This window comes from Campylobacter concisus, from assembly GCF_002165815.1.
Taxonomy (GTDB): Bacteria; Campylobacterota; Campylobacteria; order Campylobacterales; family Campylobacteraceae; genus Campylobacter_A; species Campylobacter_A concisus_BH.
Map to the genome: position 1 here is coordinate 28,040 of NZ_NDYN01000011.1, position 17,603 is coordinate 45,642.

Below are 17,603 nucleotides of genomic sequence, written 5' to 3' on the forward strand. Positions count from 1 at the left end.
GATAGAAAATGAAAAAATATATGATGATACATGATGAAAATTTATGCATCGGCTGCCAAGGCTGCTCGGTAGCTTGCAGAAGTGCAAACAACGTGCCAAGGGGACTTTACCGCTTGCAGGTGCATGCAAAGATGAGTGGGACATTTCCAAATTTAAAGACTGATTTTTTACGTCAAAGCTGCGTTATGTGCGAAGATGCGCCTTGTGTTGAGGTTTGCCCAACTGGAGCTAGCTTTAAAACAGCTGATGGCGTGACGCTGCTTGATCACAGAATTTGCGTTAGTTGCAAGTACTGCATCCTAGCCTGTCCATACGACGCTCGCTACGTCTTGCCAGATGGCGAGATAGGCAAATGCACATTTTGCTATGAGAGCAGGCTAGAAGAGGGCAAAGATCCAGCTTGTGTTAGCGTCTGCCCTACAAATGCCCTAACTTTTGGCGACGTAAATGATGAAAACTCTAAAATTTCAAAGAAACTAAAAGAGAGCAAATACTACTTGCCAAAAGCGGAGTTAAACACAAAACCTTCACTTGTGATGATCGCAAATACAAAAGGAGCACACCATGAATAACATGTCAGGAAGCCTAGCTCAATACACAGAAATTTACTGGGGCTGGCCGATAGCTTTTTATCTATTTTTAGCAGGACTTAGTGCAGGTGCTAGCATCGTTGCTGTGCTCATCTCAAATAAATTTGGCAAGGATAACTACTACTTTAAAGCAGCCGCTCTTATCGCTCCAGTGGCGATCGTCCTTGGACTTGCTCTTTTGGTGCTTGATCTTGGTAAGCCGCTTAGCTTTTACTGGATACTCTTGCTTTACAACTTTGACTCAGTTATGTCAATAGGCGTTGCCCTTCTTCTAGTTTATACGCCTCTTAGCGTTATATACGCGCTTGGTGCGTTTAAAAACGAGATAGCAATGCTTAAAATTTCACTTTTTGACGCGCTTGCAAATTTAGCTAGAAAGCTTTCAGGTTTGCTTGGAGTTTTACTTTTCATCCTTGGCATCGGCGTTGGCGCATATACGGGCTTTTTACTAAGCGCAGCTCACAAGATCGCACTTTGGAACACACCAGTTTTGCCACTATTATTCTTAGTTTCTGGCTTAAGCTGTGCTGGTGCTTTTACATTGCTTCTTGGCGTGCTAAAAGATGAAAAGAGAGCACAAAACCAAACTGCACACTTTTTATTAAAATTTGACTTTTTAGCGATAATAGTCGAGTTTTTGCTAATAGTTGCTCTTTTTATGGTCGTAAAAGGTGCAAGTGCAAGTGGTGCGCAGAGCGTAGCAAACGCACTTAGCGCAAATTCTCTTGGGCTGATGTTTTATATCGGCGTCATAGGTCTTGGTATGGCTGTGCCTATCATTTTAGACTTAAGCGTTTTAAAGGTGCATGATTTCAAACGCGAATTTGCCGTGTTAAACGCTATTTTAGTCATTTGTGGTGTCTTTTTGCTAAGATATTACATAGTCTATGCAGGACAAATTTTTATTTAATACTTAAAAAAGAATTTTAATTTGAAATTTACCTATTAAGTATTACAATAGATACAATTCTTATTAAAGTTTGTTTTTTAGGAGAGCATTTTGAAGATTTTGCTTTTAGAAGATGATTTGGGGTTTCAAGAGAGCGTCTGTGAGTTTTTGCAGACGCTTGGTTATGAAGTTACAGCGGTGAGCGACGGTCAAGAGGCTTGCGATCTGATAGAGAAAAATTTCTATCACCTTTTTATACTTGACATAAAAGTGCCTGGAGTAAATGGTCACGAAGTCATCAAGTATATAAGAAGTCTAAATCCAAACGCTCCTATCATGATAACGACATCTCTAGTCGATATAGACGATATGGCGATTGGCTACGAACTTGGCTGTAATGAGTATCTAAAAAAGCCATTTGAGCTAGCTGAGCTTAAATTTAGAGTTGCTGAGCTTATGCGAAAATACTATGGCACTGACGATAAAAACATAGTAAAGATAAATGACGAGTTTAGCTTTAACCTAAATAAACGTGTGCTACTTAAAGATGGCAAGATGGTTGATCTTAGCGCAAAAGAGGTCGCTTTGGTCGAGTGTTTGGTCTCGCATCTAAATTCTTACGTCAGCATGGAGGAGCTTAGAGATCTTGTCTGGAACGACAAAGAGATCGAGGGCGCTGATATAAGGATGCACGTTTTAAAGATAAGAAACAAGACAAACAATAACTTCATCATCTCAAAGAGGCGCATAGGCTACAAGATAGATGCACAAGAGCTTTAAGATCCAGATCATAGCGACATTTGTCATAATGTCGCTCTTTTGCTTTCAAAGCTTTGTGATCTTAAATTTAAGTCAGAAAAATAGCAGCTCAAAGGCTCTCTTTGGCGCTATGAAGCATGAAACCATCATCAAAAATTCATTTCTCAAAAACGAAAATATAGCTAGCTCATTAAAGTATAAATTTGCGATTTACGACGTAAATTTTAAACCAGTCATCTCAACCCTTAGCAAAGAGCCAAGTAGCTTTAAATTTGTAACTCTAGAAGAGGGCGGATATCTCTTTTACAAGAGCTTTTTTATAAAAGATAAGACCCCTTACTACATCGTCGTAGAAAAGGAGCTTGATAACAAAAAGAACATCTTTTTAACAGCTCTTATGCTGCTTGTCATCCTTGTGGCAGTGCTTTTTATCGTCTATTTTTTATATCTAAGCAGCGTAAAGCCTTATAAAGAGTTTCAAAAGTATATGAACAACTTCTTTAACGACGCCATGCACGAGCTAAAGACGCCGCTTGGCGTAGCTGGTATGAACCTTGAGATGCTTGGACTTGAAAACAAGTATATAACACGCATCAAAAATGCCCTAAAACAGATGCAAATAACCTACGAAGATGTCGAATACTTCATAAAACGAGGCTACATCAAATTTCCACTTGAGAGGCTAAATTTAGGCGAATACGTTAAAGAGCGAGTGAAATTTCTCTCAAGCGTGGCTGATGTCAAGCAAATCGTAGTAAAGACAAATTTAGCAAGTGAGGCATTTACTATGCTAAGCAAGGTCGAAGCTCAGCGCATCATCGATAACACCATCACAAACGCCATAAAATACAGCCCAAAAGAGAGCGAGATAATAGTAAATTTAGAGCTTGAAGATGAGCGCATAAATCTTAGCGTGCAGGACTTTGGTAAGGGGATAAAGGACGTAAAAAGGGTCTGGAAGCGCTACGTCAGAGAGGATGAAATCCAAGGCGGCTTTGGCCTTGGGCTAAATATCGTCAGCGAAATTTGCCAAAAGCATGACATTTTATACGGCGTTGATAGCGTTTATAATGAGGGCAGCACTTTTTACTATAAATTTAAACGAGCTTAGATTAAGCATAAAAGCGTAAAATGAAGCCTTAAATTTAGAAGGAAAAACTTTGGATAGAATCGTTGAAATCGAAAAAGTAAGCTTTGAAAATGACTTTGAAGTCTCACTTAGACCGACAAAATTTGAAGACTACATCGGCCAAGAAAAGATAAAACAAAATTTAGACGTCTTTATAAAAGCAGCCAAAAAGCGAAATGAGTGCCTAGATCACGTGCTATTTTACGGCCCTCCAGGACTTGGTAAAACTACCCTTGCTCACATCATCGCAAACGAAATGGGCGTAAGTATCAAAATGACCGCAGCGCCGATGATAGAAAAGAGTGGCGATCTTGCGGCGATCCTTACAAATTTACAAGAGGGCGACATGCTTTTTATCGACGAGATACACCGCCTAAGCCCAGCTATCGAGGAGGTGCTTTATCCTGCGATGGAGGATTTTAGGCTAGATATCATCATAGGCTCAGGGCCAGCTGCCCAGACCATCAAGATAGATCTGCCAAAATTTACACTTATTGGCGCAACTACGCGTGCTGGCATGATCTCGGCGCCTTTAAGGGACCGCTTTGGGATGGACTTTAGGCTGCAGTTTTATACAAGCAGCGAGCTAAGCCGTATCGTGCAGATCGCCTCTGCCAAGCTTGGCAAAGAGTGCGACAAAAACGCCTCACTTGAGATCGCCAAACGCTCACGTGCCACGCCAAGGATCGCTCTTAGACTATTAAAGCGAATTCGCGACTTTGCTGAGGTAAATGACGAGCAAATCATCAGCCACGAGCGCGCAAAAGAGGGGCTTAACGCACTTGGTGTAAATTCGCTTGGATTTGATGAAATGGATATTAGGTATTTAGAAATTTTGATGCAAGCAAGGCGCCGTCCTATGGGGCTTAGCACGATCGCAGCAGCTCTTAGCGAGGACGAGGGCACGGTTGAGGACGTCATCGAGCCATATCTACTTGCAAATGGCTTTATCGAGCGCACAGCAAAGGGCAGGATCGCTAGCGCGAAGTGTTTTGAAACCTTTAACGTCAAGATCGACATCGAAAAAGGGCTTTTTGAGTAGCGAAATTTAAATTTGGAGCAAAAATGAGCGAGCCACATCTTTGTCCTAAGTGCAAGCAAAGGACGATTTACTTTGACGGGATCTGCTACTGGTGCAGACAAAAAGAGAAGCTGGAGTTTTATGAAAATTTAAGCGAAGACGAGATCAAACAAAAGCTAAAAAATGTCCTAGCGCACATAGATGAGATAGGCAAATACGGTGAAATTTACAGCGATCTTGTCTACATTTTCTACCTACGCGGCATTTGCGACGAGCAGATAATAAGAGAAGTGACCAAGCAGGGCGAGTATTATCCATTTGAAATTTACAAAAACGCCCCAAGTGACGTGAGAGACGAGCTCATAAGTAGTCTAAATGGCGCCCAAAACACTGTAAAAATAAATCACATCCTTTGCGCGCTTGCGTGGCAGGGCGATGAGGTGGTGAGGGAGCTATTTTTTAAGCTCTATAAAGCGCCAAAGCCTTGGAGGGCGAAGCTTCACGTTGATATGGATGGATACGCGCAGGTTGCTGGCTGGAGCTTTGATAGCAGTGGCAAGAGAAGAAGCCTAGTTTTTGATAGGTGCTTTACTTGTCAGCCAAGTAAAAACGAGGACGCAAGCGTTAAATTTAAAGCCGCAAATGATGAAAAATGTAAATTTTGTAACGGCGAGATGCTGGAACTCATCATCAAAAAAGAGAGCCTAAAGCGACTTGGGCTAGAGCTTAAAAACGATGCTGTGCTTAAATTTTGTCCGACATGCATTGGCTTTGTGCAGTACTTTTGCCAAAATGACGGAAAAAGCGTGCAAACTGAGGTAGTAGGAGAGGGCGAGAGTGAAGACTATGTAAGAGAGGCTGTGGCAACGCTCGATGGGCAAAATTTCGAGCTAGCCAGCGAGGTTTGCGCTCACTACTCACATATGATAGATAGTGAAATTTTACTTGGCGGATATCCGCAGTGGCTGCAAGACAGCGAGCATCTAGCATGCCCAAAATGCGGTAAAACGATGAAATATCTAGCGCAAATTCCTTTTGGTGCTTTGGCGGATGCCGAGGGCACTATTTATATACAAATTTGTGACGAGTGTGAGGTTGTTGGAGCAAATTTTCAGTGCACGTAAGAGAAAATTTATAGAATTTAAACAAAAAAGGGTTTTAATGCGTATAATAATAAATCAAGGTGAAAATATAGACAAATTTATAGATGATTTTCGTATATTTTTACATAGCAATTTTGGCGATATTTTAGAAAGTAAATGTAATATCTATTTAGGTGGGTTTGATGATAAAGTACTAAAATATTCTAATGCCGATGGTATTGTTGATTGTTTTAACAACAAGTCAAAAATCATAAGACAAAAGTTAAAAGATATGCTTTTAAAGGAGATTGAAGTACTCGAGCAAGAAAGTAAAAAACTGAATGAATATTTTGAAAAATATGAAAAGGCCATTAATAATAATCGTTCAGAAGCAACAATACGGAAACATAAAGATAATTATGACAATCTTGTAAAAAAGATTGAAAATTTTTTTATTTTAAACAAAATTTATGATGTATTTGAAGATAGCAGTAAGTGTAAATTTTTCTGTGGGTATACAAAATATCAAAATCGTAAAGATAATAAATTGATAGGTGTTGTTTATGAAGCATTTATAAGTGCAACTATCGATAATAAAGAGTATTTTTATGCTGGGAAGCTCTTGAGAGATAATATAGATATAAAAAAAGATAGTTATAAAGTATATATGAATATGAAAACATTTGAATTAGAGATGTAGTGCTATACTAAATTTTTAAATTTTCACTGAGCGAGTAGGTAAAATAAAATCTGCTATAATTACCCCATTTTAAGGGAGCGAGATGAATAATAGGCTGTTTTTTGGAATTTTTGCGTTTTGTGCTTTGGCTTTGGTGGTCTATCTTTTTAAACCATTTTTACTTGACATTTTTATCGCAGCGCTGCTCGCGGTGGCTGTTGCAAACGTGCAGATCGCATTTTTAACGCTTACTAAAAACCGCAAAACGCTCTCGTCAGGTCTTACGACATTTGCGCTTCTTTGTTTATTTATCGCGCCACTTCTTTACGCAGTCGTAGAGATCGCGAAATACGCAGCTGGCTTTGATATAAACAACGTCACAAAGACCATTGAATTTATCAAAAACTACGACTTTAGCCTGCCAGAGTCGATAAATTTCTTAGAGCCAAAGATTAAGGAATTTATAGGCGGGCTTGATATCAAGATGCTATTTTCGCAAGTCGCTGCTAATCTTGCAAATTTAGGCAAGCTAAGCCTTAAATTTGGCGTTGATATGATCATCATCCTAGTCTTTTTCTTCTTTTGCAACCTCTACGGCAACGAGCTTATAAACTACCTAAAAGAGGCGCTTCCGCTTAAAAAAGAGGACACTGAGTCGATACTTAGCGAGGTTGGCAACGTGATGGGCGTCGTTTTTTACTCGACCATAGCAAATATGATCATTCAGGGCTTTTTGTTTGCCATTATCACCAGTTTTTACGGCTATGACGGCGTGCTAACTGGCATCTTTTTTAGTTTTGCTTCACTCATCCCAGTCGTTGGCGGCTTTTTGGCGTGGGCGCCTATTAGTATTTATGAGTTTGCAAATGGTAACACAGCAGCCGCTATCACGATCGCACTTTACACCATCATCGTGATCTCATTTGGTGCTGATACCTTGCTAAAGCCACTTGTCATTAAATTTATAAACTCAAAACTAGTCAAGATACCAACAAAGATAAACGAGCTACTTATCTTTTTTGCGATGATCGCTGGCATCACGACATTTGGCTTCTGGGGCGTCATACTTGGCCCTGCGATCGTGACATTCTTTATCTCAACCATCAAACTTTACACGCTTTTGCGAGAGAGAAATTTCGTATAAAATAGGGGCAAAATATGATATATGAAGATAAATTTATAAGAGTTGAGCGCGAAAAGAACGAGCTTCCGTGGGTGAAAATTTTTACTGCTAAGCCCTACCGTGAGCTAAGTGACTGCGATGAGGCGAGTAGGGCTAGACTTTTTGAGGCTATGCTGGTGGCTGAAAAGGCGATGCTTGAGTTTTATAAACCAACTAAGATAAACATCGCAAGCTTTGGAAACTACGTACCACACGTGCATATTCACGTTATTGCGAGATTTGAAAACGATGCATTTTTCCCAGATAGCGTTTGGGCTAAGCCAAAGAGAAAAAGTGAGCTTGAGCTGCCGAAATTTGACGAATTTGCTAAATTTTTAGAAGAAAAACTAAGGCTTAGTTTTGAGTAAATACAAAAAATATTTTAATATCTATATCGTTTTAGTCGTTTTTGCGGTGCTTGGTAGCCTTTTTTACTTTCTTTATAGCTCATACATGGCTGAAAAAAAGCAAAATAATATGCGTATCTTTTTTGACTACCATGTAAAGCAGCTAAACAAAAGCATCGATGATGAGAAATTTTCATCAATGGCGATCTCGATCCTGCTTGCCCAAAATGAGTCTATACAGATGTGCTTGCTAGGTCAAAACCGCGACGAATGCGTAAAAAATATCGAAAATTTGACAAAAACCCTTGGCGCAGCGTCGATGTATAACAACATCAAACTTCATCTTTACGACAAAGATCTAAAAAGCTACGTAAGAAGCTGGGATCTAAACAGATATGGTGATATGATCGCTAGTGGTAGGTTTTTAGTTCAAGAGTCAAGGCGTCAAGATAGGCCCATGGTTGGCATCGAGGCGTGGTATGCTGGAGTGCATATAAGAGCTGTTTCAAATGTGATGCATGAGGGTAAAAACATCGGTAGCATCGAGGTTTTACTAAACTACGACTCACTTGGAAATTTCTATAAAACGCAAGGCATCGACCTCTTTGTGCTCTTGTCAAAAGATAAGATGCCAGCACATAAAAGCGCGCCAAGTGATCAAATTTTAAGTGATTATTACATCGAAAATTTAAGCAGTGCAAATTTAAATATAGTTGGAATTTTGCGTGATATCGACCTTAAAAAGTATGAATTTTACGTATATAAGACGCACTATTTTTGCGTTGTGCCGTTACTTGATGCTAGCAACACGCAGATAGGCTACTATGTCCTTCACGTAAATACGGATGAAAAAGAGCGAAACATCTCGCAAAATTATCTTGAATCAGAAGAGCTTTTTTAAAATAAAAAAGTATGCTCTAGCGCTTTAGTGTTGCTTAGTGTTTTTTGCAGAGTTTTTATGTGGCTACTTTATAAATTTGGAGTATAAATTTAACCCTTATATGAAAACTCTTCGCTTGGGAAAATTTTGTTTTTTACTTCGTTAGCGTAGCTTTGCACGCCTTTTCGCACAAGAGTGGCTCCATCAAGATAGCGCTTGACAAATTTAGGCTTAAAGTCCTCGAAAAATCCCAGCATATCAGACCAGACAAGCACCTGACCATCTACATCTGCTCCAGAACCTATGCCCACAACTGGCACACGAACCTGCCTTGTTATCTCGCTTGCTACGTTGCTAAGTGTGCCCTCAAGCAGTATGCTAAACGCGCCAGCTTGCTCAAACGCCAAAGCCTCCTCAACCAGCCTTTTTGCCTCAAGCTCGCTTCTACCTTTTATCTTATATCCGCCCTCAAATTTAAAAAACTGCGGCTTTAGTCCGATGTGAGCCATCACGTTTATGCCCTCTTCGCAGAGGCGTTTTACTAAATTTACCTGATGCATGCCAACTTCAAGCTTCACCGCATCGGCATTTGTTTGCTTGAAAAATTTCATAGCATTTTTGATCGCTTGTTTTTCATTTGTGTAGCTGCCAAATGGCATATCAGCTAGGATAAAAGTCTTTGTAGCCCCGGCGCAAACAGCCTTTGTGTGATAAAGCATGGTGCTCATATCAGCACTTAGCGTGCTCTCTTTCATATTAAAGCTCATATTTAAGCTATCGCCAACAAGGATCACATCAGCATAATCATCAAAAATCTTCGCAAAAAGCGCATCGTAGGCGGTTATCATCACGATAGGCTCGGCGCCTTTTTTATTTTTTATATCATTTATGGTGAGTTTTTTCTTTGCGATTTTTTCATCTTTCATGGCTAAGTCCGGTAAATTTTCTGATAATGCTAACAATTTTATCAAAATTTTGCTACAATTACGCCAATTTCTTAAGGACATGAAAATGGGTATATTAAAAAGGCTTGAAGTCGATTATTCTTATGATATAGTTGAGGAGTTTCTCTCCCACTACACTTTGATGTGCGATTTACTAGAGCCTTTGATAATAAATTTAGGAAGAGCTGACAAGTATAAGGAGAGCATTTTAGAGCTTTCTAGGATCTTTCACAATATCAAATCAGCAGCAGGTTTTATGCATCTTGACCCGATCTTGAAACTAACGACTTTGGCTGAAGAGGTCACTCAAGAGGCTAGAAGCTTAAAAGGTCCAGCAAATGATAAATTTATAGATTGGTTGCTGCTTATTAGCGATCAGTTTCATAAATACAAAGGCGACGTCGAGAAAGACTTAGAGTATTTTAGCGTCCTTGAGCCAAAGATCATTGACGTACCTGCAAAGCTTGACTAAACAATCCAACTAAACCATTTCATTTTTTATGGGAGCGACTTGGCTTCGACAGGAGCAGAGTGTGTACGGTGGCACGTCGCTTTGAGCAAAGCGTAAAAAGCTCAAATTAAATTTAAACGCAAACAACGTTAATTTCGCTCCTGCTTACGCTAAAGCTGCGTAAGTTCAGTTGAGCCTCGCTTTGTCTCATTCTAGCTAGGATGTAAGCGAGTAATTTAGCTAGAGTAGGCCAGCAAAGTGACTGTTTGCTAGCTGAAATTTAAGTCTTAGTCTAAATTTTGGTTTTGGAAAGTGAGCCTTTTTAGATGAAATTTTCACTTTTGCTAAGCGTGTAGAGGCTGTATGGATTTTGCTTTTGGACAGGGGTTCGATCCCCCTCGCTTCCACCACCTTACTTTAAAATTCTCTTAATTTTTACTCACTTTTAAAATAATATAAACTAAAATAAGACAACTCATATAAACAAAGGAGAGGGATATGTTTTGGGAATTTGATTGTGTTTGTGAATTTAACGAAGGCTTTGCTGCTGTTCAAAAAGATGGCAAATGGGGATATATAAACACCAAAGGTGAGCAGATCGTAGAGTGTAAATTTGATGACGCTTATTATTTTAACGAAGGTTTTGCTAGAGTTAAAAAAGACGGCAAATGGGGATATATAAACACCAAAGGCGAACAGATCATAGAGTGTAAATTTGATGATGCTTATTGTTTTAGTGAAGGTTTTGCTTGGGTTGAAAAAGATGGCAAATGGGGTTATATAAACACCAAAGGCGAACAGATCATAGAGTGTAAATTTGATTTTGCTTGGAGTTTTAACGAAGGTCTTGCTGCTGTTCAAAAAGATGGCAAGTGCGGATATATAAATACCAAAGGTGAGCAGATCGTAGAGTGTAAATTTGATGACGCTTATGATTTTAACGAAGGTTTTGCTAGAGTTAAAAAAGACGGTAAATGGGATTATATAAACACCAAAGGATGTTCTGTTATTTTTGACGAAAGCAAAAAATGAGATAGAGGTGTTTGATAAGGCTATAGACAGGTCAAATAATACTTTCTATTTATCACGGCTAGGTGATAAATTTGGGCTTTTGGATGAAAACTTTAATGTCATTATCAAAAATAGCATTTATGGTAAATTTGAGGTGCTTCAAAGGATAAATGAAACTACTTTTTTGATAAAAATAGCAGAGCGAGAACTCTTTGTGGATAGCGAAGGGAATTTCAGATAAGCTAACTACAAAAAGCTTTGCCAGCCAGTTAAATTTAACTTGGCTGGTTTTTTATCTAAGCTTTGTCTCGAAAAATGCGTTAAAAAGCGAGTTTATGCCTTGCTTTGTAAATTTCTCCATTATCTTTTCTAGCTGTGGTTTTTCTTGCCAGACGGGCTCATCTACGAGGCTCATTTTTGCTAGCTCGTTTTGAGCGTCTATGTAGCTGCCAAGGCTGTCTATTAGCCCCATTTTTAGGGCATTGTGCGCCAAAAAGACCCTTGCATTTGCCCACTCGTCTTTTTTGTTGATGTCTAAATTTCTAGCCGCCGCCACGTCGCTTACAAAGAGCATGTAAGCGTCATTTACGAGCCCTTGCAAGCTCTCACGCTCTTGCTTGCTCCAGCTCCTCATAAAGGTGCCAGCCTCTTTAAACTCGCCAGCCTTCACTACCTGCTCGCTCACGCCTAAATTTTTGGCTAAATTTTCGATATTTGCCCCTTGCATGATCACGCCAATGGAGCCGATGAAAGCGCCTGGGTTTGCGACGATAGTATCAGCATTTACGCCAGCGTAGTAGCTACCACTCGCCATATTGCCAGCTGCGTATGCGAGCACTTTTTTGCTCTCTTTTAGCCTCTTGACCGCCATGGCTAGCTCCACGCTAGGACTTAGCGCGCCGCCTGGGCTGTCGATGTAGAGCAGCACGCCTTTGATGTTGTTATTAAGCCTTGCTTTTTCGAGTGCATCTAAAATTTCACTTGTGTCCATTATCGTGCCGGTGATGTCTATGCGAGCTAAATTTGGCTCTTTCATCTTGCCATCTGGCGCGAATATAAAAAATAAGATGAGTAAAAATATGAGCGCCTTAAAGTAGTTATTGATAAATTTAAAAATTCCCAAAAATCCTCTAAAAATAAGCCTTAAAATTTGCAAATTTTGCCTCCGATATATAGTTTTTCAGCCTCATTTGTATGAAGTATGAGCTGAAGTATTAGCTCGCTATCATCGCACTCTAGGTCGCTATAGACTGCGATATCAGCCGCGCGTCCTGCCTTTATCTCGCCGTTATTTGTCCTAAGCGCCTTTGCACCCCCGTGCGTTGCAGCGACAAAAAGCCTAGTGGCAAGCTCGTTTAGATCAAGGCTAGCGTGGGTAAATAGGGTGGCTCTTAGTTCATGCCAGAAATTTAGGCTGATATTTGAGCTAAGGCCGTCTGTGCCGATGTTTAGACTGACGTTATTTTTGAAAATTTCTTTTAAATTTAGCGCCTTTTTGCCAAGTAGCCTATTTGAAACGGCGCAGTGCGTCACGCTGTGATGAGGCTTAAATTTAGTAAAATCGCTCACATAAACGCAGTGTGTAAAGAGGGTATTTATCTCACGAAACATCGCAAAATAGCCCTGCGCGTCATACATCGGTCTTGGGTCTTGACTAAATCTTAAAAGATGCTTTTTAAAGCCACCGCTGCCGTGCTCTAGCCACTGCTTTTCAGCCTTGCTCTCTAAAAAGTGCGTGCTAACTAGCAAGTCATCTTTTTTGGCTATCTCAATGGCGGCTTTGGCGAGCTTTGGATGCACAGAGTAGGGCGAGTGCAGCGAGATGGCTGGGGTGAAATTTTGGCTTTTATAGCCCTTTGTTTTTTCAAATTTGGCTAAGAAATTTTGTAAATTTTGGTGGATCATCTGCTCATTTGATCCTAAAATTTCACTAAAAAGCACGACTTTTAGTGGGCTAGCGGCTAAAATTTCAAGCTCCGAGCCAAAGCTAGATATCTCGCCAATGGCACAAACTCCGCTTTTTAACAACGAATTTATGGCTTCATTCATCGCTTTTTTAGCGTCCATTTTAGCTAGCTCGCCGCCTTTATCGACGATAGAGCCAAGCCATTTTATAAAGTCGCCATATTTTAGTGTGCTAACGTTTGAGCTAAATTCCAAATGAACGTGTGTATTTACGAACGCTGGGGCTATCACGCTCTCACCAAAGTCGCAAATTTTCGCATCTTTAAATTTCTTTTGCGCCTCTTTTTCGCTTGTAATTTCTAAAATTTTATCATCATCGATGACTAGACAAGAATTTCTTAAAATTTTTGGATTTTCTCCGCCAGTGATGATCTTTTTTGCTTTTAAAATTTCCATTTCTAGCCTTAAATTTTTGTTATTGTAGCGAAAATTTAGGAACGAAAATGTATAATTTGGGCTATTTAATCAAAAAGGAGTGACATGGATAAGAAGCTAAAAATAATGGTTATCCAAGGCCCAAATATCAACATGCTTGGCGCTAGAGAGCCAGGAATTTACGGCGTTATGAAGATGGAGGATATCCACTCTCAAATGAAGATCGTTGCCGATCAAAATGACGTTGAGATCGAGTTTTTTCAAAGCAACCTTGAGGGCGAGCTAGTCGATAAGATCCAAGAGTGCTTGGGCGATGCTGACGGCATCATCATAAACCCAGCCGCTTACACTCACACCTCTATCGCTATCCGTGACGCGCTAAGTGCGGTTGCGTTGCCAGTTATCGAGGTGCATATCAGCAACGTTTATAGAAGAGAAGAGTTCCGTCACAAAAGCCTCATCGCACCAGTTGCAGCAGGTCAGATCATGGGCTTTGGACCAGTTGGTTATCATTTGGCGATGATAGGCATGCTTCAAATTTTTGAGCAAATCAAAGCAGTAAGAGCAAATCAAAAAGCACAATGAATTTCATCTTAAAGGACGAAAACGCCGTATTTTACGAGTGCGGTTACAGCTGCGACAATGAGTTTTTGCTATGCGTTGATGGCGTGAAATACTTTTTTACGGATGCGAGGTATTATTTTGAGGCAAAAAGCTGCGTAAATGCAGGCGTGATCGTTCTTTTAGCGCAGAGAAATTTAATAAACGAGGTTAGGGCATTTTTAAGAAAGATGAAGCCAAATAGCCTTGTTTTTAACCCTGATGAGCTAAGCTTAAGCGAATTTAATGCGCTTAGCAAGGGCTTTAGAATAAATTTCAAGCCAAAGGCAAATTTCTCTAGGCTAAAGAGAATTTGCAAGAGCGAAGATGAGATAAAAATTTTAAAAAAGGCTAGCGAATTTGGAGCAAAATGCTTTGATGAATTTGTCAAATTTGTGCGTGAAAATGGCGAGGGGATGAGTGAAAAAGAGCTTCATTTTAACGCCTCGCTCATCTTTAGACAAAAAAACGAGCTAGGTCTTAGCTTTGATCCGATCGTAGCGATAAACGAAAATGCCGCAAAGGCGCATGCGCTGCCTGGGGATAAAATTTTAAAAAAGGGTGACTTGCTGCTACTTGATGCTGGGGTTAAATTTAAGCGTTACTGCTCTGACCGCACCAGAACTGCTTGCTTTGATGAAAATTTTAACTTCTCAAAGGAGCAAAAATTTAAAAACGCTAAGATGCAAGAAATTTACGAGATCGTAAAAGAGGCTCAGGCTGCTGCGATAAAGGTCGCAAGAGCTGGCGTCAGGGCGTGCGAGATAGACCTTGCAGCAAGAAGCGTGATAGCAAAGGCTGGATATGAAAAGGCCTTTTTTCACTCGACAGGACATGGCGTGGGAGTCGATATACACGAGCTTCCAGTCATCTCAGCAAGGAGTGAAACGCTCATAAAAGAGGGCATGGTTTTTAGTATAGAGCCTGGAATTTATCTAGAAAATGAATTTGGCGTGCGCATCGAGGATGTGGTGGTCGCAAGAGAAGGTGGGTGTGAGATTTTATGAGGCTAGCTGGAGCAAGAAAGATCGTAAAAAGCCGTTTTTGCCCTAGTTTTTTTCAAAAAAGAGATGAGTTTAAGTATGAGGCGCTAGTTGGTATGGGTGGCAACATCGGCGATAGCGCAAAGAGGTTTGATAAATTTATAAGAGCGATTAGTGAAGATAGGCGTTTTCACGTGGTTGAAGTCTCGCCGATCCTTATAAATGCGGCGTTTGGCTACGAAGCGCAGGATGATTTTAGTAACGCTGTTATAAATTTACAAACATCTGTGAGCCCTAGAAATTTGCTAAAAATTTTGGGGCATTATGAGAGTAAATTTAAGCGCGTAAGGACGTTTAAAAATGCGCCACGCACGCTTGATCTGGATATTTTGTATTTTAGTAAAAAAGTCTATAAGACGCCACGCCTTATCGTCCCGCACCCAGGGGCTAGTAAGAGGCTTAGCGTGATCGTGCCACTAGGGCTTATGAGAGGTTAAAGGATATAAATGGCTACAAAATTTCATACTTTTACAGGCGAGAGCACTATCGAAGCTTTGAAAAAGGCTCAAGAAACGTGCGGCGAGAAGGCCATACTCGTTACCACAAAGCAAATTCAAGCCAAAACGATAAACAAAAAGCCGCTTTATGAAATTTTGGTAAGCGTCGAAGAGGACGAGGTAAAACAGCCACCAAAGCCAAATGTAAAAGCAATAAATTATGAAAATGCCTACTCTAAATTTAGCAAAAACTACGAGCCGCCAAAGCCAAAATTTGAGATAAAAGAGGAGCCTGCTAAATTTGAGGCAAAGACGACGTCGCCTGAGCCTTACGATCCAAATGAGAGCGTGCTTTTAAACATCTCAGACGTCGCAAAAGAGATAAGCGCGATCGCAAATGTCGATATGAACGAGATCAAAGAGCCAAATACAAATGGCATGAATAAAAAAATAGACGACGTAGCAAAGCAAGTAAGCGTGCTAAGCGAGAAAATAGGGCTGATAACTGACATGATCTGGGACGAAAAAGCCCCAAATCGCAATAATCTTTCGATCCCGCCAGAGTTTGCTACTATCTACAAGCTCGCAAAACAAAGCGGCATGAAGGAGGAGCATCTAGAGGCGATCATGCAAACGACGCTTGAAAATTTGCCTGTTTCTATGAAAAGCAACCCAACCGCGGTAAAAAGATACTTCTACTCGCTTTTGAGAAATATGCTACCATGCAGAAAAGAGCTCGGTGACAAAAAACAGCGCATAATGATGCTAGTTGGCCCAACTGGAGTTGGCAAGACGACGACTCTTGCAAAGCTCGCGGCTCGTTTTGCATACGGCAACGAAAAGCGCTATAAAACGGGCATCATCACGCTTGATACGTACCGTATCGGAGCGGTCGAACAGCTATTTCAGTACGCTAAGATGATGAAGCTACCGATCCTTGACGTCATAGAGGTCGAGGACTTTCAAAATGCCATAAAGCAGCTTAGCTACTGCGACGTGATACTAATCGACACCACTGGAAATTCGCAGTATGACAAAGAAAAGCTTGAAAGACTTGATAAATTTTTAAAGCATAGCGGCGCAAAGATCGATGTAAATTTAGTCCTCTCAGCTGGCTCAAAGGTTGAGGATCTAATAGAAATTTATAATGGATTTTCATTTTTGGAGATCGACACGCTTATAATCACCAAATTTGACGAGACCAAAATTTTTGGCAACGTCTTTTCGCTGATATATGAGACAAACACGCCAGTTAGCTACTTTAGCGTGGGTCAAGAGGTGCCTGATGATCTTGTGGAGGCAAAGAGCTAATTTTTAGTAGAGTGCGTGTTTGACGGCTTTACAAAGCAAAAGGCTAGCGATGAATAACCAAGCGCAAAAACTACAAAATTTAGTCCAGTCTCAAAATAAGGCTAAAAATACGCATTTTATAGCGATTACAAGCGGCAAAGGCGGCGTTGGCAAGAGCACGATAAGTGCAAATTTGGCAAATGTCTTGTCGCAAAATGGCTATAAAGTAGGGCTTTTTGACGCTGATATCGGCCTTGCAAATCTTGATGTGATCTTAAACGTCAAAATGGGCAAAAACCTGCTTCACGTGCTAAAAGGCGAGTGCAGCCTAAAAGATATCTTGATACCTATAAATAAAAATCTCATCCTCATCCCTGGCGAGAGCGGCGATGAAATTTTGAAATTTAACAATCAATTTTTATTTGAGAGATTTTTAGATGAGGCGAGCGAGCTTGATCAGCTTGACTTTTTGATCATCGACACTGGTGCTGGCATAGGCGGCAGTACGCAGCTCTTTTTAGAGGCGGCTGATGAGGTTGTCGTGGTGACTGTGCCTGACCCTGCGGCGATAACCGATGCATACGCGGTCATAAAGATCGTTTCAAGATTTAAAAATAACGAGCTTTTACTTTTAAATATGGTAAAAAACGAGGCTGAGGCTACTAGAATTTATGAAAATGTAAAGCGAGTGGCAAATGCAAATATCGGACCAAGCTTAAATTTAGAGCTAATTGGCTACGTGGCTTCTGATAAGAGCGTGGCAAGGAGCATAAAGCAAAGGACACTCTTTACAGATGACGAAGCTTACGGCTCTGCTAGCGTGCAGATCAAGCAGATAGCTTCGAATTTGCTTTATAGGTTGGAACGAAAAGTGCTTAAGGATGAGCAAAGCAGGAGCTTCGGGGGCTTCTTTAAGCGTTTGATAGAACAATTTTAATGGAGATTGAGC

General features: G+C 40.4%; 21 protein-coding genes and 1 other RNA gene. 19 read left to right on the forward strand and 3 right to left on the reverse strand.

All coding sequences use genetic code 11. The annotated features are described in order from the left end of the window. The first annotated feature begins 8 nt into the window (after positions 1 to 8). The 10 genes from B9N65_RS10150 to B9N65_RS10195 all read left to right on the forward strand — a co-directional run bounded on the left by B9N65_RS10150 (position 9) and on the right by B9N65_RS10195 (position 8,559). The gene (locus B9N65_RS10150; RefSeq protein WP_087583740.1) at positions 9 to 572 is read left to right on the forward strand and encodes a 4Fe-4S dicluster domain-containing protein; all 564 of its coding nucleotides are present in this window, start codon (positions 9 to 11) and stop codon (positions 570 to 572) included. Continuing rightward, positions 565 to 1,500 carry an NrfD/PsrC family molybdoenzyme membrane anchor subunit gene (gene nrfD / locus B9N65_RS10155; RefSeq protein WP_087583741.1) on the forward strand — a complete coding sequence of 312 codons (936 nt, stop codon included), beginning with the start codon at positions 565 to 567 and terminating at the stop codon, positions 1,498 to 1,500. The genes B9N65_RS10150 and nrfD overlap by 8 nt, the downstream gene beginning before the upstream one ends. 90 nt (positions 1,501 to 1,590) lie before the next feature. Next, the gene (locus tag B9N65_RS10160; protein WP_009294240.1) at positions 1,591 to 2,259 is read left to right on the forward strand and encodes a response regulator transcription factor; all 669 of its coding nucleotides are present in this window, start codon (positions 1,591 to 1,593) and stop codon (positions 2,257 to 2,259) included. Then, positions 2,243 to 3,349 carry a sensor histidine kinase gene (locus B9N65_RS10165; RefSeq protein ID WP_087583742.1) on the forward strand — a complete coding sequence of 369 codons (1,107 nt, stop codon included), beginning with the start codon at positions 2,243 to 2,245 and terminating at the stop codon, positions 3,347 to 3,349. The genes B9N65_RS10160 and B9N65_RS10165 overlap by 17 nt, the downstream gene beginning before the upstream one ends. A 49-nt stretch (positions 3,350 to 3,398) precedes the next feature. After that, positions 3,399 to 4,409, forward strand: a complete 1,011-nt coding sequence (ruvB, locus tag B9N65_RS10170; protein WP_087583743.1) for a Holliday junction branch migration DNA helicase RuvB — start codon at positions 3,399 to 3,401, stop codon at positions 4,407 to 4,409. Between the two features lie 23 nt (positions 4,410 to 4,432). Beyond that, complete coding sequence (locus B9N65_RS10175; RefSeq protein ID WP_087583744.1) at positions 4,433 to 5,512, forward strand: cytochrome C; 1,080 nt, start codon at positions 4,433 to 4,435, stop codon at positions 5,510 to 5,512. Positions 5,513 to 5,549: 37 nt separating this feature from the next. Continuing rightward, on the forward strand, positions 5,550 to 6,170 hold the full coding sequence (locus tag B9N65_RS10180) for a hypothetical protein (RefSeq protein WP_087583745.1): 621 nt from the start codon (positions 5,550 to 5,552) through the stop codon (positions 6,168 to 6,170). Between the two features lie 82 nt (positions 6,171 to 6,252). Continuing rightward, entirely contained in the window at positions 6,253 to 7,293 is a 1,041-nt protein-coding gene (locus B9N65_RS10185; RefSeq protein ID WP_087583746.1) for an AI-2E family transporter, read from the forward strand. 14 nt (positions 7,294 to 7,307) lie between these two features. Further along, entirely contained in the window at positions 7,308 to 7,679 is a 372-nt protein-coding gene (locus tag B9N65_RS10190; protein WP_087583747.1) for an HIT family protein, read from the forward strand. After that, a complete protein-coding gene (locus B9N65_RS10195) occupies positions 7,672 to 8,559 on the forward strand; it encodes a cache domain-containing protein (RefSeq protein WP_087583748.1) in 888 nt (295 codons plus the stop codon). Before B9N65_RS10190 ends, B9N65_RS10195 begins: the two co-directional genes overlap by 8 nt. 89 nt (positions 8,560 to 8,648) lie before the next feature. Here the strand turns inward: B9N65_RS10195 and panB are convergent, their stop codons facing one another. After that, on the reverse strand, positions 8,649 to 9,464 hold the full coding sequence (gene panB / locus B9N65_RS10200; protein ID WP_087583749.1) for a 3-methyl-2-oxobutanoate hydroxymethyltransferase: 816 nt from the start codon (positions 9,462 to 9,464) through the stop codon (positions 8,649 to 8,651). 85 nt (positions 9,465 to 9,549) lie between these two features. Here panB and B9N65_RS10205 point away from each other — a divergent pair, with 85 nt between their 5' ends. The 4 genes from B9N65_RS10205 to B9N65_RS10220 all read left to right on the forward strand — a co-directional run bounded on the left by B9N65_RS10205 (position 9,550) and on the right by B9N65_RS10220 (position 11,185). After that, positions 9,550 to 9,954 (forward strand): hypothetical protein, encoded by a 405-nt coding sequence (locus tag B9N65_RS10205; RefSeq protein WP_004317574.1) that lies wholly within the window; start codon positions 9,550 to 9,552, stop codon positions 9,952 to 9,954. A gap of 30 nt (positions 9,955 to 9,984) precedes the next feature. After that, positions 9,985 to 10,343, forward strand: a transfer-messenger RNA (tmRNA) gene (gene ssrA / locus B9N65_RS10210). An 88-nt stretch (positions 10,344 to 10,431) separates the two neighbouring features. Then, complete coding sequence (locus B9N65_RS10215; RefSeq protein ID WP_087583750.1) at positions 10,432 to 10,965, forward strand: WG repeat-containing protein; 534 nt, start codon at positions 10,432 to 10,434, stop codon at positions 10,963 to 10,965. After that, complete coding sequence (locus B9N65_RS10220; protein ID WP_087583751.1) at positions 10,946 to 11,185, forward strand: ribonuclease; 240 nt, start codon at positions 10,946 to 10,948, stop codon at positions 11,183 to 11,185. The genes B9N65_RS10215 and B9N65_RS10220 overlap by 20 nt, the downstream gene beginning before the upstream one ends. A 51-nt stretch (positions 11,186 to 11,236) precedes the next feature. Here B9N65_RS10220 and sppA read toward each other — a convergent pair whose 3' ends face one another. Further along, a complete protein-coding gene (sppA, locus tag B9N65_RS10225) occupies positions 11,237 to 12,100 on the reverse strand; it encodes a signal peptide peptidase SppA (RefSeq protein WP_087583752.1) in 864 nt (287 codons plus the stop codon). Next, positions 12,088 to 13,305: an aminofutalosine deaminase family hydrolase gene (gene mqnF / locus B9N65_RS10230; protein ID WP_087583753.1), complete on the reverse strand. Its 1,218-nt coding sequence runs from the start codon at positions 13,303 to 13,305 to the stop codon at positions 12,088 to 12,090. Before mqnF ends, sppA begins: the two co-directional genes overlap by 13 nt. 84 nt (positions 13,306 to 13,389) lie before the next feature. Between mqnF and aroQ the strand changes: the two genes are divergently transcribed. The 5 genes from aroQ to B9N65_RS10255 are packed head-to-tail and all read left to right on the forward strand — an operon-like array spanning position 13,390 to position 17,591. Then, on the forward strand, positions 13,390 to 13,869 hold the full coding sequence (aroQ, locus tag B9N65_RS10235) for a type II 3-dehydroquinate dehydratase (RefSeq protein ID WP_087583754.1): 480 nt from the start codon (positions 13,390 to 13,392) through the stop codon (positions 13,867 to 13,869). Then, entirely contained in the window at positions 13,866 to 14,891 is a 1,026-nt protein-coding gene (locus tag B9N65_RS10240) for a M24 family metallopeptidase (RefSeq protein ID WP_087583755.1), read from the forward strand. Before aroQ ends, B9N65_RS10240 begins: the two co-directional genes overlap by 4 nt. After that, positions 14,888 to 15,364 carry a 2-amino-4-hydroxy-6-hydroxymethyldihydropteridine diphosphokinase gene (gene folK, locus B9N65_RS10245; RefSeq protein WP_087583756.1) on the forward strand — a complete coding sequence of 159 codons (477 nt, stop codon included), beginning with the start codon at positions 14,888 to 14,890 and terminating at the stop codon, positions 15,362 to 15,364. Before B9N65_RS10240 ends, folK begins: the two co-directional genes overlap by 4 nt. A 9-nt stretch (positions 15,365 to 15,373) precedes the next feature. After that, on the forward strand, positions 15,374 to 16,675 hold the full coding sequence (gene flhF / locus B9N65_RS10250) for a flagellar biosynthesis protein FlhF (RefSeq protein ID WP_087583757.1): 1,302 nt from the start codon (positions 15,374 to 15,376) through the stop codon (positions 16,673 to 16,675). 49 nt (positions 16,676 to 16,724) lie between these two features. Next, positions 16,725 to 17,591 (forward strand): P-loop NTPase, encoded by an 867-nt coding sequence (locus tag B9N65_RS10255; protein WP_087583758.1) that lies wholly within the window; start codon positions 16,725 to 16,727, stop codon positions 17,589 to 17,591. Positions 17,592 to 17,603: the final 12 nt, after the last annotated feature.